Annotated in this window: 9 protein-coding genes and 1 pseudogene; all 10 read left to right on the forward strand. The window is 47.1% G+C overall.

Features of this window, described 5'->3' with window-relative positions:
- Positions 1-267 precede the first annotated feature (267 nt).
- On the forward strand, positions 268-1,437 hold the full coding sequence (locus C3V43_RS12030) for an IS4 family transposase (RefSeq protein ID WP_106068085.1): 1,170 nt from the start codon (positions 268-270) through the stop codon (positions 1,435-1,437).
- Between the two features lie 83 nt (positions 1,438-1,520).
- Positions 1,521-4,591 (forward strand): annotated as a pseudogene (locus C3V43_RS12035) (SusC/RagA family TonB-linked outer membrane protein).
- Positions 4,592-4,610: 19 nt separating this feature from the next.
- Entirely contained in the window at positions 4,611-6,395 is a 1,785-nt protein-coding gene (locus C3V43_RS12040; protein ID WP_106070012.1) for a RagB/SusD family nutrient uptake outer membrane protein, read from the forward strand.
- A gap of 75 nt (positions 6,396-6,470) precedes the next feature.
- Positions 6,471-8,606: a glycoside hydrolase family 32 protein gene (locus C3V43_RS12045; protein ID WP_106070013.1), complete on the forward strand. Its 2,136-nt coding sequence runs from the start codon at positions 6,471-6,473 to the stop codon at positions 8,604-8,606.
- 184 nt (positions 8,607-8,790) lie between these two features.
- Positions 8,791-10,623 carry a glycoside hydrolase family 32 protein gene (locus C3V43_RS12050; protein ID WP_394336175.1) on the forward strand — a complete coding sequence of 611 codons (1,833 nt, stop codon included), beginning with the start codon at positions 8,791-8,793 and terminating at the stop codon, positions 10,621-10,623.
- A 16-nt stretch (positions 10,624-10,639) separates the two neighbouring features.
- A complete protein-coding gene (locus C3V43_RS12055; RefSeq protein WP_106070015.1) occupies positions 10,640-11,803 on the forward strand; it encodes an MFS transporter in 1,164 nt (387 codons plus the stop codon).
- 184 nt (positions 11,804-11,987) lie between these two features.
- Entirely contained in the window at positions 11,988-12,875 is an 888-nt protein-coding gene (locus tag C3V43_RS12060) for a carbohydrate kinase family protein (RefSeq protein WP_106070016.1), read from the forward strand.
- Between the two features lie 132 nt (positions 12,876-13,007).
- Complete coding sequence (locus tag C3V43_RS12065; RefSeq protein WP_106070017.1) at positions 13,008-15,761, forward strand: substrate-binding domain-containing protein; 2,754 nt, start codon at positions 13,008-13,010, stop codon at positions 15,759-15,761.
- 311 nt (positions 15,762-16,072) lie between these two features.
- The gene (locus C3V43_RS12070; protein ID WP_106070018.1) at positions 16,073-19,363 is read left to right on the forward strand and encodes a SusC/RagA family TonB-linked outer membrane protein; all 3,291 of its coding nucleotides are present in this window, start codon (positions 16,073-16,075) and stop codon (positions 19,361-19,363) included.
- 49 nt (positions 19,364-19,412) lie between these two features.
- Positions 19,413-20,978, forward strand: coding sequence for a RagB/SusD family nutrient uptake outer membrane protein (locus tag C3V43_RS12075; RefSeq protein WP_106070019.1), 1,566 nt, complete (start codon positions 19,413-19,415; stop codon positions 20,976-20,978).
- The last annotated feature ends 3 nt before the right edge of the window (positions 20,979-20,981 follow it).

Here is a 20,981-nt window from a genome sequence, read left to right on the forward strand (position 1 = left end):
ATAAAGAACAGTATCACAAAGGCTTTTTTATTTCCCAAAATGCCTTCACAACGCCTTACGGAGTAGGAAGTATCAAAAGTGCTATCATTCGTAACATTTGTTATATGTCCGAGAAAGGCTTTGCTCTATTTTTGCAGACCACTAGTGGGCACTTTAAATTAAACATCGTTCTTTGAAATCTTTGATAATCGCATAGTTATGTATCTTTTTGTAGCGTGACGATTTGAATTGAAAAGTTGTTTTAGCTTTGTCCAAAAGCTCAAAACAATGAATCAAGGCAAATATATCTTCGCTCAACTTACAGATTTTCTTCCCCGTCGTGTCTTTGACCGTTTGGTAGAGAAGTATTCCGGGAATAAGAAAATCAGAACATTCACCTGTTGGAATCAGATGCTGTGCATGATCTTCGGACAACTGACCGCCCGAGACAGTATGCGTGACCTTATGCTCAGCCTTGAGGCACACAAGAACAAGTATTATCACTTGGGATTCGGTCCAACAGTTAGCCGTACCAATCTGGGGAAAGCAAACCGGAATAGAGATTATCGTATCTACGAAGAATTTGCTTATACCCTGATTGCGGAAGCCCGTAATAGCTACAACAAAAATGACTTCGAGGTGAAAGTTGACGGTAATGTTTATGCCTTTGATTCCTCCACCATAGACCTTTGTCTGAATGTTTTTTGGTGGGCGGAATTTAAGAAACACAAAGGAGGCATCAAACTTCATACCTTGTATGATGTAAAGACTTCCATACCGACAATCGTACTGGTAACCAATGCTAAAGTACATGACGTAAACATGCTGGATGAGTTGAGTTATGAAAAGGGAAGTTTCTATATCATGGATAAAGGATATGTTGACTTCACCCGTTTGCATAAGCTTCACACCAGTGGTGCTTACTTCGTTACACGTGCAAAAGATAATATGAGATTCCGTAGAATGTATTCCCGTGAAGTCGATAAAACAACCGGAATAAAATGTGATCAGATTGGAATGCTTGAAACGTATAAATCGCTCAAAGCATATCCGGACAAACTCCGGCGGGTTAAATACTACGATGAAGAACTGGACAGAGAATTTGTGTTCATCACCAACAACATGGAACTATCAGCAGAGGAAATTGCTTTGCTATACAAGAACCGTTGGCAGGTGGAACTATTTTTCAAATGGATAAAGCAACACCTGAAAGTAAAATCTTTTTGGGGCACCACGATGAATGCAGTCAAGATACAAGTGTACTGTGCCATCATAACATACTGTCTGGTTGCCATTGTCGCTTACAGATTGAAAGTTAACCGTCCAATCTACGAAATTCTACAAATTTTGAGCTTTTCTCTACTGGATAAAACGTCTGTAAGAGAGATACTTACCGATTGCGATTACAAAAATGTCAAAGAACTAAATTATAAACAATTGAAAATCAGATGGGATTAAGTGCCCAGCAGTGTTTGCAGACATAAAACTCGATTGATGAATTGAGTTGAAGGGAATACATTATAAACTTTAAACTAATAAGTATGTTAAAATGCATCAGTCTCAGGATTTGCACAATCATTGTGCTGCTCTTTGCGGGCATTGGATCTTTTGCCCAACAAATTCAAGTAAAAGGTACTGTGGTCGAGAAATCGACGGGAGAAACCGTTATAGGCGCTTCTGTCATTGAAGTAGGTTCCAATAACAATGGAACAATTACGGATATTGATGGAAATTTCACCTTGACTGTGGCCTCGGGTGCCATGCTGTCGGTATCTTATATCGGATATAAAACAATCACGGTGAAGGCTCAACCCACCTTGCGTGTCGAGTTGGTAGAAGACTCTCAATTGATTGATGAAGTCGTGGTGACCGGCTATATGGCCGAGAAAAAGGCCAGCCTGACGGGCTCGGTGGCCGTAGTAAAGATGAAAGACGTAGTGGATATACCTACCGGAAACGTGCTGTCGAGTTTGCAGGGGCGTGTGGCCGGTATGAACATCACCACAGACGGTACTCCGGGAGGAGGTAACACCTCTACTTTGGTTCGCGGAAAGTCGTCTTTCCGTGGTGATGCCAACTCCCCTTTGTACGTGATTGATGGTGTGATGACCCGTGAGAACATCTCATCCATTCTCTCTTCCAATGATGTGGAATCCATTCAGGTTCTGAAAGATGCGGCTTCTGCCTCCATATACGGTGCGCAGGCGGCCAACGGTGTCATCATCATTACGACCAAACGTGCCAAACAAGGTGAAACCCGTGTGGATTTTGATATGTCGCTGACTTTGCAGACCTATCAGAGCGGGTTTGATATGTTGAATGCCGACGAATGGGGGCAGGTTTATTGGGCGGCCTATAAGTATGCCAATAATGGCGCCACACCAAGTAGTGAGATATACGGTAATGGTGCCACGCCGCAACTTCAAGACTACATCGGGTTGAATGGAGTTAAAGTGCATGCGGTTGATACCAACTGGCGTGATGTGGTTTATCATACTGCTTTGATGCAAAACTACAGCGCTACTCTCTCTAAAGGTTCTGATAATGGTTCTTTCTCATTAGCGTTGAACTACCTCGACCATGAAGGTTTGGTAAGGAATACCGATTTCCAACGCATCAATACCCGTATAAGCTCCAACTATCATTATCTTGACAATCGTCTGCGTATCGGCGAGAACGTGGCCATCAACCGTTGGACACAAACGTTAAGTCCGGGTGGTATAGACGAAAATGCCATCAAGCAGCATCCTGCTAAAACCGTTTATGATGAAGACGGCAACTATAACGATGCCATTAATGATGTTTTGGGCGATGCTCCCAATATGGCTCGGCTTCTTGAGAACGAGAAACGGAATAAGCATGGATATTGGCGTATCTTCGGTAATGCTTTCATTGAAATAGAGCCGATTAAGGATTTGGTGCTGCGAACGAATTTCGGTATGAACTTTTATGATGAAACCAACAAGAACTTTGAGCCTGTATGGGCACGTGATGCCGTCAACAAACTGACCCAGTCGTCTCATAAAAGATTGGACTGGGTGTGGACAAATACTGTCACTTATAATAAGGTGTTCGGAAAGAATAGCTTTACTGCCCTCCTTGGTACGGAAGCGAAGAAAAATCATGCGGAGTCCATGTTCGGTTATGGCACTGGATTGGCAGTGGAAAAAGAAGACTATATTTATCTGGATGGCGTCACTGCGGGCAAGAATGTCGGTGCCGGTGCTTCCAACTACGGCATGGTGTCTTATTTCGGTAAGGTGAACTACGATTATGAAGGACGTTATTTGCTTTCGGCTACGGTGCGCCGTGATGCTTCTTCCCGTTTGGCTAAAGGTAATAATGTGGATTATTTTCCTTCTGTTTCGGCCGGTTGGCGTATTTCGGGCGAGAAATTTATGGAAACAGCCAAAGATTGGTTGTCCGACTTGAAATTGCGCGCTTCATGGGGTATCAACGGTAACGATATTATTGATAATGAAGCTCCCTATACCAAATATCTGATTAGTTTGAAAGATGCAAGCTATAACATGAATGGCGACGGGACAACTCTTGCTCCCGGTGGGTATAAGGTGCGGTCTACGAATCCCGATTTGAAATGGGAGAGTACACGACAGTTCAATATCGGCGTGGATGCCGCTTTCTTGGACGGACGTTTAAACGCTTCTCTCGATTATTTTGATAAGAAGACGAGCGACATGCTGGTTGAGAAGCCATATATTGCCGTTATTGGCGAAGGCGGTTATAGTTGGTATAACGGTGGGACGATGACAAATAAGGGATTTGAAATGGCCTTGAGCTGGAATGACCAGATTAAAGATTTCCGATACAACGCTTCATTCAACCTTTCGTATTATAAGAATGAAGTTACGGACTTGACAGGGGACATCTATTACACTTATGGTGGGGGCAATGGCGTGGATAAGACGTTGGTGGGACAACCGTTCGGCTCATGGATGGGCTTCAAGACAGACGGTGTGTTCCGTACACAGCAAGAAGTGGACGAATATAAGTCCAAATATGATGTGCAGTTCGGTGCTCCCGGTGTGGGGCGTGTCAAGTATGTCGATGCAAACGGAGATAATAAATAAATACGAACGACCGGGTGTGGTTGGGCTCTGATAATCCAAAGGTTATTGCAGGCTTGAACCTTGGTGCGTCGTGGAAGAATTTTGATTTGAGCATGTTCTTCAATGGCATGATTCGCGATGCTTATAATAACTCCAAATACTATACGGATTTGTTCCAGTGTTGGAGCGGCAACCACTCAACCCGCTTGCTCGACGCCATGCATGCTTACAATAATTTTGAGAAAACAGGTGTCTATAATGGCAGTGTGCCGGCTCTTACCACCCTCAACAATAATAACGAACACGAAGTCTCCGAGTTTTATATTGAAGACGGCTCATATATCAAGTTGAAGAGTCTTACGTTGGGTTATACGCTTCCGAAAGCCGTTCTTGACAAAATAAAGATGCGTCATGCGCGTGTCTATTTCCAGGCGCAGAATCTGTTTACAATCACCGGCTATACCGGGGCCGACCCGGAAGGACTGGGCTATCCCTATCCTTTGCCTCGTACATTCTCTTTGGGTTTATCATTTGGTTTCTAAACTCTAAAACTATACTATTATGAAATTGAAACATTTATATATACTTGGTGTTGTTGCACTGATGAATGCAGGCTGTAACGAAGATAGTTTTCTGGACTTGAAGCCTCAAGGAAGCTTAAGCGAAGCTATAATGACCTCGACGGAGGGAGCCGATTTGCTTGTGAATGCTGCATATGCGGCCTTAGGCGGTCCGGAGGGACAAAGCTGGAGTGTGTGGTGTCATCCTACTTCCAACTGGACTTATGGTGAAGTTCGTTCGGATAATGCCTATAAAGGCGGTGGCGGTGTCGGCGACCTTAACGAAGTGCACCGCATGGAGACGTTCGATATGGATGCAACCAATGGATTCTTGGATAGTAAATGGTACCATCTGTATTGCAGTGTGCAGCGTTGCAACTCTGCCTTGCGTGTATTGAATAGCGCAACGGATGAACAAGTGAGCGGTCGTGCGTCTCGTATTGCCGAGATGAAAGTGCTTCGTGCCCATTATTACTTTGAATTGAGCCGCCTTTTCAACAAGATTCCTTATTTTGATGAGAACGTTGAGCTTACTCGTTATCCCGATATCCCGAACAATGAGTTTACCCGTGATGAGATTTTGGGTAAGTTGGCCAAAGAGATGCTTGATGCTGCGGAGCAGCTCCCTGAGTCTCAGCCCGAAGTAGGACGCATTCATAAATACATTGCTTTGGCATATGCAGCCAAGATAAAGCTATATCGGGCCTACCAACAGGACGAGGCTTCGCATGCCGTAACTTCCATTAATAAAGATTTACTGAAAGAGGTGGTGTCGCTTTGCGATCGGGTTACAGCCAGCAACCGTTACGGTTTGCTTAACGACTTTCAGGGTTTGGACCTTGTAGCCAATGAAAACGGTAAAGAGTCTGTTTTTGCCATCCAGTATTCCATGAATGATGGAACAGAAAATGCCGGACGCATCAACTGGAGTAATTTGTTGAATTCTCCGGGCGGAGGCAGCCCTTATGGCGGCGACGGTTTCTTCTTGCCCAGCCAAGACCTGATTAACGCTTACCAAACGGATGCGGCAGGTTTGCCCGATTTTAATTATCAATCGAAGGCCGACTATAGTTGGGCTGTGTTGAATAATGGTGTTTACACGCTAGAGAATACTACACCCAATGTCGACCCGCGTCTTGATTTTGTGGTAGGCCGTCCCAATATCACATGGAAAACATATTCTGAAAAGCCATGCGAGGGATGGGTGCGCGACAAAGAAACCTATGGTTACAATTGTGCTAAGCGTTTCTGGGTTTCTCCCGAGAGTAGCGATATGTTTAACGGTTGGCCTTGGGGTGCTTCGCAGTTGAATTGGCAAATCATACGCTATGCGGATATTCTTCTCTGGAAGGCCGAGGCGCTTATCGAACTCAATGAAGGCGATGGTCTTGAAGTTGCACGTGGGTTGATTAATCAAATTCGCAATCGTGCCCGTAACAGTGTATATGTGAAAGACTTCAACGACCGCAGCAAGAATGCGGCCAATTACCTCGTCAATCCTTATCCTGCCGATGGCTGGAATCAGGAGTATGCCCGTCAGGCTCTGCGTCGTGAGGTGCGTCTTGAAAAGGCTTTGGAGGGAGAACGCTTTTTTGATTTGGTTCGTTGGGGAATAGCGGAAACCGTCATGAATAAATATATTGCGGCGGAAGCAGATAAACGCATTTATTATGTCAATGCGCGTTTCTCGGGAGGAAAAGACGAATATTATCCTGTGCCGAACAATCAGTATGGTTTTTCAGGAGGCAAATATGTACAAAATCCGGGTTATGCTCCGTTCAACTGATAATATTTGAAAATAGAAACGTAAGGAGAGGGGGAAGGTTTGTTTCCCCTTCTTCCTTTAAAACAATCTTTTATTATGAAACGCTTCATCTATTCTATATTAGGCTGTTTATTGCTTTCTTTGAACGTAGCCTTTGCCCAAAAGGTATGGTCGTTTGACGGACAAGAACCATTACTTTCCACTGACGGCAAATCACTGCTGAATTTATACACCATAAAACAAATACCGGAATTTGTTGCCGGGGTTGAAGGTAAAGCTCTTCGTACGGATGGATATTCTACTTGGATGGATACTGTTATGGAAAGGGATTTCTCGTTATTGTCCGGATGGTTTGCTTTGGAATCTTACCCGACGGATACTGCTGCCTTTATGGGAATCAGGGATATGGCCGGAACATCCGTAGCAATATGTGTGGATCGTTATGGTGGCTTATTGTTGGGAATGGGACAGAATGGCGCATACTTTTATCATTCATTAAAGGCAAAGGTCGACCGTTTCGAGTGGTTGCATTTGGTGCTTGATTTGGAGAATAAGTCGGTCTTTCTGAATGGACAGAGGATAAATGCGGAGGTATGGTCTTGGAATTTGCAGAATGGAGAAATGGCACTTCGAATAGGCAAGGATTTCAGGGAAAAGAAAGTTGGGATGTATGATGTTACAGCTATTAACGGGTTGATTGATGGAATAAGCCTCATCCCGTTTTCCAATGATTTGTCTGTATGGAAGGATGATATTGCTTCAGGATTAAAGAAGACTCCGGTCTTAGCCGTTCCTGAGACTCGTTTTGCAGGAGATTTCAATCGTCCTCGCTATCATCTGTTGCCGGCTGCCAATTGGACGAATGAGACTCATGGTTTATTTCATTATAGAGGCAAATATCACATCTTTAACCAAAAGAATGCTTCGTCAATCTTTTTGGGGCAGATAAATTGGGGACATTTCAGCAGTCCCGATCTGATTCATTGGACCGAGGAACAACCGGCTTTGACTCCTGATACTGCTTATGATAAAAATGGAATATGGTCCGGACATGCTGTTATCAATGACGATGGCATTCCACAGCTTATATATACAGCCGGTGGAGATAAGATGGGAGTGGGGATTGCTTTCCCCAAAGATACTGCACTGATAGAATGGGAGAAGTATGCGGGCAATCCGGTCATTGCCGAGAAGCCAGCCGAATATACCCGCACGGATATGCGCGACCAATATGTCTGGAAAGAGAGGGATGTGTGGTATATGATTATTGGTTTCGGTATTGAAAAGGCTGATATGCCTCATGGAGCTTTGCTGCTTTATAGATCGGCAGACCTGAAGAAATGGAATTTTGTACATTTATTGTTCGAGGGTAATCCGGAAATGGACGAATCCGGCATATTCTGGGAAATGCCGGTCTTTAAGAAGATGGGCGACAAATATGTGCTTTTGCTGAATAGAGTTCCTCATAATGGCATACCTGCACGTTGTCAATATTGGATAGGAGACTTTAAGAATGAGAAATTTGTACCGGACAGTCCGATTCCTCAAAATCTGGAAGTAATCAATCGTTTACTGTCTCCCTCTGTTGTTGAGACTCCGGAAGGGGATGTCGCTGCCATTGCCATTATACCCGATGAAATAGGAGAAAAAGTCACTTATGAGCAAGGCTGGGCACATCTTTACAGCATCCCCAGAAAATGGCTGCTGAAGGATGGGAAACTCTGCCAGACGCCCCATCCCGTGGCGAAACGATTGCGTGAAGAGCAGACTGTTTATGCTAAACGGGCATTGACATCTGCAAAACCGTGTATTGTGAGCAGAGGGGAGCATCAGCTTGAAATCAAAGCCACTTTTTATCCCGGTGATGCAAAACGTTTTGGATTTACATTGTGCAAAAATCCGGATAATAGTGAATACAGCATGATTTATTATGATGTGGAAAAGCGAGAGCTTGTTGTGGATCAGACGCACTCTTCCTTGCGTGCACATATTCCTTTGAAGATTCGTAAGGATCATTATCGGTTGGATACAACTAAACCGGTGGAGATTCGATTGTTTATTGACGGTTCTGTGGTGGAAGGGTTTATTAATGACGAGGATGCATTTACTACAAGAATCTTTCCTCTGAAAGAAAACAGTACGCTATTGGAACTATTTTCTGATGAAAATACAACGGAAGTGGCGGCCGATGTATGGAAACTGAAAGATGCAAAAGTGAAAATGAATTTTTAATGAAAATACGAAAGATGAAGATGCCAACTATATTAAAGTGAGTTCTAATCTATATCTATTAGACTCAATGTAACATTTGTAATATGCTTTGAAACAAAAAAGATAGTTCGTAATTACTCAAGGTCGTATCTTTGCGGCAGATGAAAAACATAAAACCATGAATAAACATAAAACAGTAATCTATATGAACGTAAAAAGAAATCCGGCCGTGTTGCTTCTCTTGCTTTGGATAAGCATTGGATTTTGTGCGGCGCAAAATCAAGAAGGGCTGAAAGTCCATTATCTGGGTGCTAACCATAGTCTGATACAAGTAGTTTCTCCTAAGAAATTCCTTTTGCTACCCGTTGAAGAGGCGGCTCCCGAAGCAACCGTTCATGTGCTTGTGAATAATAAGACAGAGCGGACGTTCACCGTCAGGCTGGCAATGAATCGTGCGGACTATCTGGTTCCTTTTGATTTGGAACAATACAAGGGGAAAACCGTCTCTTTTGATATTCATTCTGGGAATAGTCGCTCCAATGTACGGGACGCTATGGAGGATGTCTGTTGGGACGACATCAAGCTGGCTGATATTTTTGATACTGCCAATCGTGAAGAATTTCGCCCTCTTTATCACCACACGCCACTTTACGGTTGGATGAACGATCCTAACGGAATGTTCTACAAGGATGGGGAATATCATCTTTATTATCAGTATAACCCTTACGGCTCCATGTGGGGGAATATGAATTGGGGACATTCTTCCAGTAAGGACTTGATACATTGGGAGCATCATCCGGTGGCCATAGAACCGAATGGGCTGGGGATGGTGTTCAGTGGAAGCAGTGTGGTGGATAAGGAAAATACCGTAGGCTTTGGGAAAGATGCGGTCATAGCCATCTATACTTCGGCGGGTGCGAGCCAAATTCAAAGTCTGGCTTATAGCCGGGACAACGGAAAAACCTTCCAATTTTATGAGGGCAATCCTATCATTACTTCCGACAAAGAATGTCGCGACCCGAACATGTTCTGGCATGCTGAAAGCCATAAGTGGGTTCTTATCCTTGCCGCTGCTCTCGAGAAAGAGATGTGGATTTATACTTCCGATAATCTGAAGGAGTGGACCAAGGAGAGCGCTTTCGGGAAAGGATATGGTGCGCAGGACGGGGTTTGGGAATGTCCCGACTTGATGCAACTTCCCGTTCGGGGCACGGATGAGAAGAAATGGGTGCTTATCTGTAACATCAATCCCGGAGGACCTTTCGGCGGTAGTGCGGCACAATATTTTGTGGGTGATTTCGACGGAAAAACTTTCACGTGCGACACGAAGCCCGAAGTGACGAAGTGGATGGACTATGGAAAAGACCATTATGCCGCAGTGTCGTGGAGCAATGTTTCCGAAAACCGCCATACCATCATTGCTTGGATGAGTAACTGGCAATATGCCAACAATGTGCCTACCAAGCAATACCGCAGCGCCAACTCTCTGCCGCGCGATCTGGAGCTTTATCGGGCCGAAGACGGCGAACTTTGCTTGGCTACCGTTCCGGCGAAAGAAATCGAGGCTTTGCGGGGGGAAAAGGCATTGAAGTATGCTGCATTCTCCGTGGGGAAAAAAGCGGCGGTTCGCAAACTGCCTGTCGATAACAGCGGTATATGCGAGATTGAATTGGATATTAATGCACATTCGGCCGGTAAGGTGAACATCGTGCTTGCCAACGAGGAGGATGAACAGGTTGTCATGACGTACGACGCTGTGAATAAGACCTTCAGCATGGATCGTGCCAAGAGTGGGTTGACGGATTTCAGCAAAGACTTTCCGGCTGTGACCGTTGCTCCCGTTGCCGATGGAGAGCAACAGCGGTTACGCTTCTTTATAGACCGTTGCAGCGTCGAGGTTTTCGAGGGGAGCGGCCGGTTTGCCATGACAAACTTGGTATTTCCGAAGCGCCCTTACACCAAAATCTGCATTTCTACCGACGGGGGACATTGCCGGGTAAACAAGCTGACCGTCTATCCACTGAATATGAACAATTAACTTTTTATTAATAGCTATGAATAATAAGAATTCTTCATTGGCAAAGCTGTTGCCCATCATGCTTTGCTTCTTTGCCATGGGCTTTGTAGACTTGGTGGGCATTGCTTCCAACTACGTAAAGGCCGATTTGGGGCTGACCGATGCGCAGGCCAACATATTCCCCTCTCTGGTTTTCTTCTGGTTTCTCATTTTCTCCGTACCCACGGGGATGTTGATGAACCGTATCGGACGGAAAAAGACGGTATTGTTGAGCCTGTTCGTGACTTTTGCTTCGCTGCTTCTTCCGGTTTTCGGAGACGGGTATGTGCTGATGCTGCTTTCGTTTTCATTGCTGGGCATCGGCAATGCGCTGATGCAGACATCGCTCAATCCGTTGCTTTCCAATATCGTCAGTGGCGAAAGATTGGCAAGTTCGCTGACTTTCGGGCAGTTTGTCAAGGCTATCGCTTCGTTTCTTGCTCCTTACATTGCCATGTGGGGAGCTACGCAAACCATACCGTCGCTGGGTATGGGGTGGAGGATACTGTTTCCCATCTATATGGTCGTTGCGGTGATTGCCATCTTTTGGCTGGGCGCTACTTCCATTCAGGAAGAAAAGGAAGAAGGACGTCCGTCTACTTTCGGCGAATGCCTCGCCTTGCTGGGCAAGCCGTTCATCCTGCTCTGCTTTCTGGGCATCATGTGCCATGTGGGCATTGATGTGGGCACCAATACAACGGCTCCCAAGATTCTGATGGAGCGTTTGGGGATGACCTTATCTGATGCCGGCTTTGCCACCAGCCTTTATTTCATTTTCCGTACGGCGGGATGTCTTTTGGGAGCTGTCGTCTTGCAGAAGGTGGCTTCTAAACCATTTTTTGCAGTCAGTGTGTTGTGCATGTTGGCAGCTATGGCTGGGCTGTTCGTCTTCCATGAAAAAACAATGATTTACGTGTGCATTGCCCTCATCGGCTTTGGCAACTCGAATATCTTCCCGATTATTTTCTCGCAGGCATTGCTTGCCATGCCGCAAAAGAAGAACGAGGTGTCCGGTCTGATGATTATGGGCCTCTTCGGTGGCACGGTCTTCCCCATAGCCATGGGACTGGCAAGCGATGCCATGGGACAAAGTGGGGCGGTAGCTGTAATGACAATCGGTGTATTGTATTTAATTTTCTACATGCTGAAGATGAAACGCTGACATTGTTCGATGCAGCGTCAGGATATGTTCTGAGAGGGGGGTATCTAAGTATACGACTGAGGTACCCTAAGTATACGACTTAGACCCCCTAAGTATACTACTTAGCTACCCTCGATTTAGGATTGATTCCGCCACTCTCTTGAAAAGGATTGCAGAAAGTATAATTTATTAAAGAATAATTACCATGAATGAAATTATCGTAGGAATGGGAGAGGCTTTGTGGGACTGCCTTCCCGAAGGAAAGAAGATAGGCGGTGCTCCGGCCAATTTTGCTTATCATGTATCGCAGTTCGGTTTCGACAGTCGCGTGGTCAGTGCCGTAGGCGCCGATGCAGACGGAGATGAGATCTTGAAAGTTTTTGCTCAAAAAGGGCTGCGTACCCAGATAGAGCGGGTGCCTTATCCTACGGGCACGGTTCAGGTGACGCTCGATGCCGTGGGCGTGCCTTGTTATGAAATAAAAGAGGGTGTGGCTTGGGATAATATTCCTTTCACTGAGGAGTTGAAGCGTTTGGCATTGAGCACCCGTGCGGTATGCTTCGGCTCTTTGGCGCAACGCAGCGTGGTGAGCCGCACCACCATCAACCGTTTTCTGGATGCCATGCCCGATATGGACGGACACCTGAAGATATTCGACATCAACCTGCGTCAGGGATTCTATACGAAGGAGATACTTTGCGAGTCCATGCGCCGTTGCAATGTGCTTAAGATAAACGATGAGGAACTGGTGACCGTCAGCCGTATCTTCGGCTATCCGGGCATCGACCTGCAAGACAAATGCTGGATTCTGCTGGCTAAATACAATCTGAAGATGTTGATTCTGACGTGCGGGACGAACGGGAGTTATGTGTTTACTCCGGGTGTCGTTTCTTTTCAGGAAACACCGAAAGTGACGGTTGCCGATACCGTGGGTGCCGGCGACTCGTTTACGGCTGCTTTCACTGCCGCCATACTGAGCGGAAAACAGGTGCCCGAAGCGCATAAGCTGGCGGTGGAGGTTTCGGCGTATGTGTGTACGCAAAGCGGTGCCATGCCGGAATTGCCGCAGATTTATAAGGAGAGGCTGGGTTAAGGCAATTATGCTTGCAGGAGGAATAATCCTTGTGGCGGGAATAAAAAACTTTTGAGTGAATCCAAAACAGATTCTAGGTATCGTTTTTTTTTTTATCTTTGCTCATCTGCAATCTTAAATCGGACAATAAAGATGAGAAAGCATATCCTTCGGATTTTATTCCTTTGGGTCATTCTTGGAGGAGTGGCCACATCCTGTTCACGCCGCGAAGCGCGTTTCCGCATCGGCGTTTCGCAATGCAGCGACGACGAGTGGCGGAAGCAAATGAACAATGAGATTCTTCGCGAAGCCCGTTTCTATGACAACGTGGAGGTGGAGATACGTACTTCGAAAGACAATAATACTTGGCAGGAAGCGGATATCCGCCATTTCATTGATGGGAAGGTGGATTTGCTGATTGTTGCTCCCAATGAAGCCCGTTCCATTACGCCGGTCGTGGAGGAAGCCTACAATTGCGGGATTCCCGTCATATTGGTAGACCGCAAGATTTCCTCCGACAAATATACGGCATACGTCGGGGCCGACAACTATGCAATCGGCAAGGAGGTGGGAGCTTACATCGGCAATCTGCTGCATGGTGAGGGCACGGTGGTGGAAATCACGGGACTGTCGGGCTCCACCCCGGCCATCGAACGGCACGAAGGGTTTCTGGACGGCATCGCTGCTTATCCCGGCATCCGGTTGCTGGAAAGTGTGGACGGCGCTTGGTTGCATGGACAAGCAGGTGAGAAGATGGAGACCCTGCTCGATCGTTTTCTTCACGTCGATGCCGTTTTTGCCCAAAACGACCGTATGGCCTCCGGGGCTTATGAAGCCGCCCGCCGCCGGCATCGTGCAGAGGAGATGCGTTTCATCGGTATCGATGCCTTGCCCGGCGAGCACTATGGGCTGGAAGATATTCTGGCTGGCAGGCTGACGGCTTCTTTCATTTATCCCACGGGGGGCGACCGGGTTGTACAGATTGCCATGGATATATTGCAAGGGAAGGAGTTTCCCCGTGAGACGATATTGGGAACGTCCATTGTAGATGCTTCCAATGCGGCTGTCATGAAAATGCAGACGGCGCACATCAGCACGTTGGACGGAAAGATAGAGATGCTGAATGGTGAGATAAGTCGCTTTCTGGCTCTCTATGCCACACAGCGGGTGGTTCTGTACGGCAGTCTGGCGGCTCTCCTCTTGCTGGTAGGTTTGTTGGTAATGGTTTATCTTGCTTTGCGTGCTAAGAGTAGGATGAACCGTGAATTGTCCACACAGAAAACGAAGCTGGAGGAGCAGAGAACCCGGTTGATACAACAGAAAGAACAACTGGAAATGCAGAAGTCGCAATTGGAACAGCTTTCTCGCGAGCTGGAAGAGGCCACGCATGCCAAGTTGGTTTTCTTTACGAACGTTTCACACGACTTCCGCACTCCGTTGACTTTGATTGCCGACCCCATAGATCAACTCTTGGCCGATTGTTCCATCAGCGAACCGTCGCGCCGCCTTCTGGAGTTGATGAAGAAGAACGTGCACATATTGCTGAGGCTGGTGAACCAGATACTTGATTTCCGTAAGGTTGAAAACGGGCGCATGGAGCTTCATCTCGAACCTTTTGATTTGCTGACGGCTTTTCGTGGGTGGAACGACTCGTTCCGCATGGCATTGTTGAAGAAACATATCGCTTTCAGCTTTGAGGCATCTCCTGATGTCGATTTCCGGATGATGGCGGATGCGGAGAAGATGGAGCGTATCTATTTCAATCTCTTCTCCAACGCAGTGAAGTATACGCCGGAGAATGGAAAGATTGTCATACGCTTGTCTGCTGTGGAGCAGAATTACAATTTGTCCGTATTCAATTCGGGGAGCTACATCTCGTCGTCCGATTTGGAGGCCATATTCGAACGTTTTTATCAGGTAGGCGGACATCAGGCCGGCACCGGCATCGGGCTTGCACTGGTGCATGCCTTCGTCGGGATGCATGGCGGAAGCATCGCTGCGCATAGTGATGAAAAAGGTACTACGTTCACTGTCACGCTTTCCCGGCCAACCATCTCCGATTATCGTCCTGCTACGGCGCCCGTGCCTGCCGAGGAGGCTGCATCGACTTTGATGGATGCGGAAGTGGCAGTGGCAGACGAACCGATCGAGGCCGATACTCCTGTTGTGCTCATCATTGACGACAATGCGGATATTAGTGGTTATGTAAGGTCGTTATTGTCCAAGGAATATAGGGTGTTGGAAGCGGCGGATGGAGCTGAAGGAATCCGTCTGGCCATGAAGTATGTGCCCGATGTTGTTGTTTCGGACGTCATGATGCCCGGCATGGACGGTGTGGAGTGTTGTCGCCGTTTGAAGAGCGAAATGCAGACATGCCACATCCCGGTGATTCTGCTCACGGCCTGCTCGCTGGATGAGCAGCGCATCCGGGGATATGACGGTGGTGCCGATGCTTATATTTCCAAGCCGTTCAACTCTCAGTTGCTGTTGTCGCGTATCCATAATTTGATAGCCAACAGGCATCAGTTAAAGCAGTTTTTCGGAGATAACCGCTCTGGTGAGCGTGAAGCTGTCAGCGATATGGATAAGGATTTCGTTTCCCGCTTCAGGACATTAGTGGAGGAACGAATGAAAGACGCAGAACTCAATGTGGAGGACTTGGGGCGTGAGATGGGCATGAGCCGCGTGCAGCTTTACCGTAAGTTGAAGTCGCTCACCAATTATTCGCCCAACGAGTTGTTGCGCCGGATGAGGCTGCGGAAAGCTGCGTCTTTGCTTGCTTCGTCTGAAATGACAGTGGCCGAAATAGGCTATGAGGTGGGATTCTCATCGCCGTCATACTTCACTAAGTGCTATAAGGAAGAGTTCGGCGAAAGCCCCACCGATTTCTTGAAGAGAAAGGGATAGGCTGCAAGGTGTAAAGTCTGTGGTAGAGATTTTTGGAGCGTATAGGGTGAATGACGGCCGCACTCTCTTTTTCTTATCTTTTGTGCAAACAGCTTCTTAAGCGCCTGTTTAAATTCTGCTCAAAATAATACTGGGGAACATTTAAACAGGTGCCTGGCTCTCGAGAGGTTATCTGCACCTTCACTTAACTGTTTTTTTACTTTTATTGTGGCTTTTATTGTTTATTTGAACAAGAGTATATAGTTTTGCAACCAATATGTCTTTGAGAATTAAATGTATGTGTTAATATAAATCTTAAAACGAAGGGAAGCATGAAGAAAAAGACACTGATGTTATTGGCTTGTTTTTTCCTGAGTATGGGATTGGCAATGGCTCAGACATCCAAAACATCCGGAATTGTTATTTCCGAGGAAGACGGCGAACCCGTAATCGGGGCATCCGTATCGGTAAAAGGAACATCGATGGGAGCCGTTACGAATGTGGACGGAGAGTTTGTGATTGACAAAATACCCGCTTCCGCCAAGGCGCTGGTCATATCCTATATCGGTATGAAAACGCAGGAGGTAGAGGTGAAGCCTTTTTTAAAGATTATATTGCAGAATGATGCCACGCAGCTGGATGAGGTGCTTGTGACGGTGGCCTACGGCAGTGCCAAGAAATCGTCGCTCACCGGAGCTATTTCTACAGTGAGCGAAAAAATGATCGAGGCGCGGCCTGTTTCTTCAGTGACGTCGGCTCTGGAAGGAAACACCGCCGGCATACAGGTGAACAGTACGATGGGAGCACCGGGCACAGATCCCGGCATCCGCATTCGCGGCATCGGCACCGTAAATGGAGTGAGTTCGCCGCTTTATGTGCTGGATGGAGCACCCTATGGAGGCAGTATATCGGACCTTAACCCGTCCGACATAGAGAACATCTCGGTGTTGAAGGATGCCGCTTCGGCCGCACTCTACGGCAACCGTGCATCGAATGGCGTTATCCTGATCACCACAAAGAAAGGAACAGGCGGAAAACTGAGCTTCGACCTTAAAATCAATCAGGGAACTTATACGCGCGGCATAAAGGAGTATAAACGTACCAACGCCAAACAATTCATGGAGGCTTTCTGGCAAAACGTGAAAAACAGCCAGATGAGTTCTGTCGGCATGAGTGCCGAAGATGCTGCCCGATATGCCAATGAAAAGCTGATTCCCGACTACCTTTATCTGAACATATTTAATAAAGCAGACAATGAACTGTTCGACAACAACGGAAGGCTGGCCGCAGGAACGGAAATTCTGCCGGGCTATGCGGGCGATCTTGATTGGTACGACCAGGCCACCCGCAGCGGCTACAGGCAAGAGTATATTTTCAGTGGAAGCGCCTCCAACGAGAAAGGTAACTACTATTTCTCCTTAGGCTATCTGGACGAAGAGGGATATGTGAGGAACTCGGACTTCGACCGCCTTTCTGCCCGCCTTTCGGTAAATATTTCTCCAAGAAAATGGTTTAATGCCGGACTGAACCTGAACGTGACGCATCAGAACTTTTCCAATACGAGCGGAACGAGCAGCGATGATGTGAATAAATTTACCAATGCATTCAGTTACTGTAGGAACATCGCGCCTATCTATCCTGTGCATCTGCATCGGGCCGACGGGGCTTATATGACCGACGAGAACGGAAACAAGCGGTACGACCCCGGACATTACAGCGTTTTGGGAGAAGATGGCAATGAGATACAATTTCCCACACGCAACCAGAATGTGGACAGGCACGTCATCTGGGAGAGCGAGCTGAACCGTGACAGGACCGTACGTAACACTATCAATGCCACCGCAAATATGGATTTGAAGTTCTTGAAAGATTTCACGTTTTCACTGAAAGGGAACATGGGATTAAGGAATTCGGATAATAAAACATACAACAGCGCCGTCATCGGAGATGGAAAGGATGTGGGACGCGGCAAGCGTATATCTAACAGATACAAGAACTATACTTTCCAGCAGCAGTTGCGTTGGCTCCACGATTTCGACGGACACACGGTCGATGTGCTGTTGGGGCATGAAAACTACTCCTACAACAGCGATTATCTGTATGGATATAAGATTAAAGAAACCTTTCCCGGCATGGACAATCTCTCCAACTTTGCGGAGCCTACAAGTCTGACAAGCTACGAGAACAACTATCGGACGGAAAGCTATCTGGGGCGGGTGCGCTACAATTGGCAGGACAAATATAATCTGGAAGCTTCTTTCCGGCGCGATGGCTCTTCGCGCTTCCATAAAAACAGCCGCTGGGGAAATTTCGGCAGTGTGGGGGCCAACTGGATGATTAGCCGCGAAGAATTCATGAAATCGTTGGCGTGGGTAAATAATCTCAAGCTACGGGCCAACTACGGGCAGGTGGGCAATGATTCCGGTTCGGGATATTATGCTTTCATGAACCTTTATACAAGTGCGGTATACCACGGGCAAGGTGCCTATTACCTCTCACAATTGGAGGCTGTCGATTTGAAATGGGAGACCGGCGAGGCTTTCGGATTTGCCTTGGAAGGAAGATTGTTCGGCCGCTGGAACTTGGCTCTGGAATATTTCGACAAGCGCAACAAGGACCTCATTTTCGATGTTTATCAGCCACTCTCGGCCGGCGCCACGAGTTCCGATTCTGCAGAGAGCGTCATCACTCAGAACGTGGGAACCATCTCTAACAGAGGATGGGAGTTTTCCACCGATGTGGACGTGTATCGCAACAAGAACTGGGCTGTGAATATAGGAACCAACGCCACATTTATCAGAAATCGGGTGATGAAACTGCCCGAGCAGAATAAGGACGGCATAGAGTCGGGGAGCTATAAAATAGTCAAAGGGAAAAGCCGTTATGAATTTTATACTTATACGTTCGAGGGAGTGGACAGGCTGACCGGAAACTCTCTGTATAAGCCGAATCTGGAGAACAACTTCCTGACCATGCCCGACGGAACCGTATTGGGCAACAAGCACGACGGAGCAACGGACATCACGCAGCACGTCACCGTCATTAATGGCAAACCTTACGTCAACAACATTACCTATGCCGGCAAAGAATTTCACGGCTCGGCGCTCCCCGTGGTCTATGGCAGTTTTCAAGGCAGTGTGAGTTATAAGTCGCTGGCTTTCTCCATGCTGTTTACTTATCAGCTGGGGGGCAAGATGATGGACGGGGTATACCAATCCTTGATGAGTTCTTCGGGAACTCCGAAAAACTATCATGTGGATGTGATGAAGGCGTGGAACGATATCCCCGAGGGAATGACGGAAACGTCGTCCGACCGTATCGACAGAGATGGCATCCCGCAAATAAACTACGACCTCAATACGAACAACAACCGCATGTCCTCGCGTTTTCTTGTTTCTTCGGACTATTTGGTGCTGAAGAATATAAATCTGTCGTATCGGTTGCCCAAGGCCTGGGTGAAGAAGATTGATCTGCAGGATGTGGGAGTCAGCGTTACTTGTGAGAACCTTTTCACCCTTACGGCACGCCAAGGCATGAATCCGCAACAAACCTTCAGCGGTTCGCAAGGCAACTATCTGGTGACGCCGCGTGTATTCACCGTGGGGCTGAACATCAAGCTATGATGCACCGACCGATGAAAAAGAGTTTTTTTACCGTAAAACATTAAGAGATATGAAGCTTACAAATTATATATATATCATGGGCATGGCATTGGTGTGCGGCTCGTGTGCAAATGACTACTTGGATGTTGTTCCCGAAAGTTCTGCCGGGAAAGTGACTATTTTTGAATCTGCCGAGAATGCAAGGCTGGCCATCAATGGAATAGGACGCATGATGTATCGGCAGTATCTCAGTACACAGGGGTTCAATGGCGAAGGCGCCATAAAGACTTTCTATGGGAACTATCCGGGGAATGACTTTCAGAAATGTAATCTCACCGGTTGGCAGACGTCTATCAACTCGGGGTATGTATTGAATAACACCATCCATCACGACTACTTCCCTTGGTTCTACTATTATAAATTGATAAGGAATGCCAATTCCGTTATCTTGAATATCGATGCGGCTACCGGTAAGGCTGCCGATAAGCAGTTTATTAAGGCACAAGCGCTTACCGTGCGCGCGTATGCCTACACGATGCTGTCGCAGCTCTATTGCAGCCGCTGGCAAGACAGCAACGATGGCGCCACCCGCGGTCTGCCGCTCCGTTTGGACGAAAGCACGGGCCGGCTTGCCCCTTCCACCCTGGCCCAAGTCTATTCCTGCATTTACAAAGATTTGGATGATGCCATCGCTTTATATACTTCGAGCAAACAAGACAGGAGTGACGTTTATACGCTCAATCTCGACGTTGCCCATTGTGTTTATGCCCGTGCCGCTTTGGTGCGCGAAGATTGGAAGACGGCATCGCAATATGCCTCGTTGGCGCGGAAGAACTATCCGTTGATGAGCGCCGACGAATATAAGAATAGCGGCTTCAACGCCCCTAACAAGGAGTGGATATGGTGCAGCGACGGTTCTAAGATTCAATCCCTTCACTATTATGGCTTTTTTGCTTATCAGGGCAGCAATTCCAATACAAGCAATTGCCGTACCCATCCCTGTGCCATCAGCAGGGAGTTGTACGAACAGATTCCCGAGACGGACATCCGTCGTGGCATGTTCCTTGCTCCGGCCAAGGGCGATGGCATAAAAGATTATTCTTTGCGTGTCACCAAAGGAGCGCTATACAATCGCGCCAAGAAAGAATATGGAGCCAAGTTGTATTCCACCTCTTACATCTTCCCTTATATGCAATTTAAGTTTCAGTGTGCCGAAGAGTATTATGGCTGCGGCGATGTCAATCATTTTCGGGCTTCGGAAATGTATCTGATAGAGGCCGAAGCCAATTGTCATCTCAACGAAGGGGCGAAGGTGCACAGCTTGCTGAAGGAACTGATTAAAGACAGTGGCCGCGACCCCGGATATGTTTCCTCCAAAAGCGGAGACGAACTGCTGGCGGAAGTCAGGCTCTATCGCCGCATAGAATTGTGGGGCGAGGGGTTCGACTGGTTCGATTATAAACGTTGGAAGTTGCCGAGGGTGCGTAAAACGTCTGACGAAGGGGGAAGCTTTAAGAGTAATTTTGCCGGAACTCTTCAGCCTTCGGACGCCAATGGCTGGACTTGGGTGTATCCTTACAAAGAGACTGCTTATAACGAGGCTTTCTCTACCGGCCCGGACATGAAAGAACAATAAGTT

The sequence above is a fragment of the Prevotella heparinolytica genome, assembly GCF_002998535.1.
GTDB lineage: Bacteria > Bacteroidota > Bacteroidia > Bacteroidales > Bacteroidaceae > Bacteroides > Bacteroides heparinolyticus.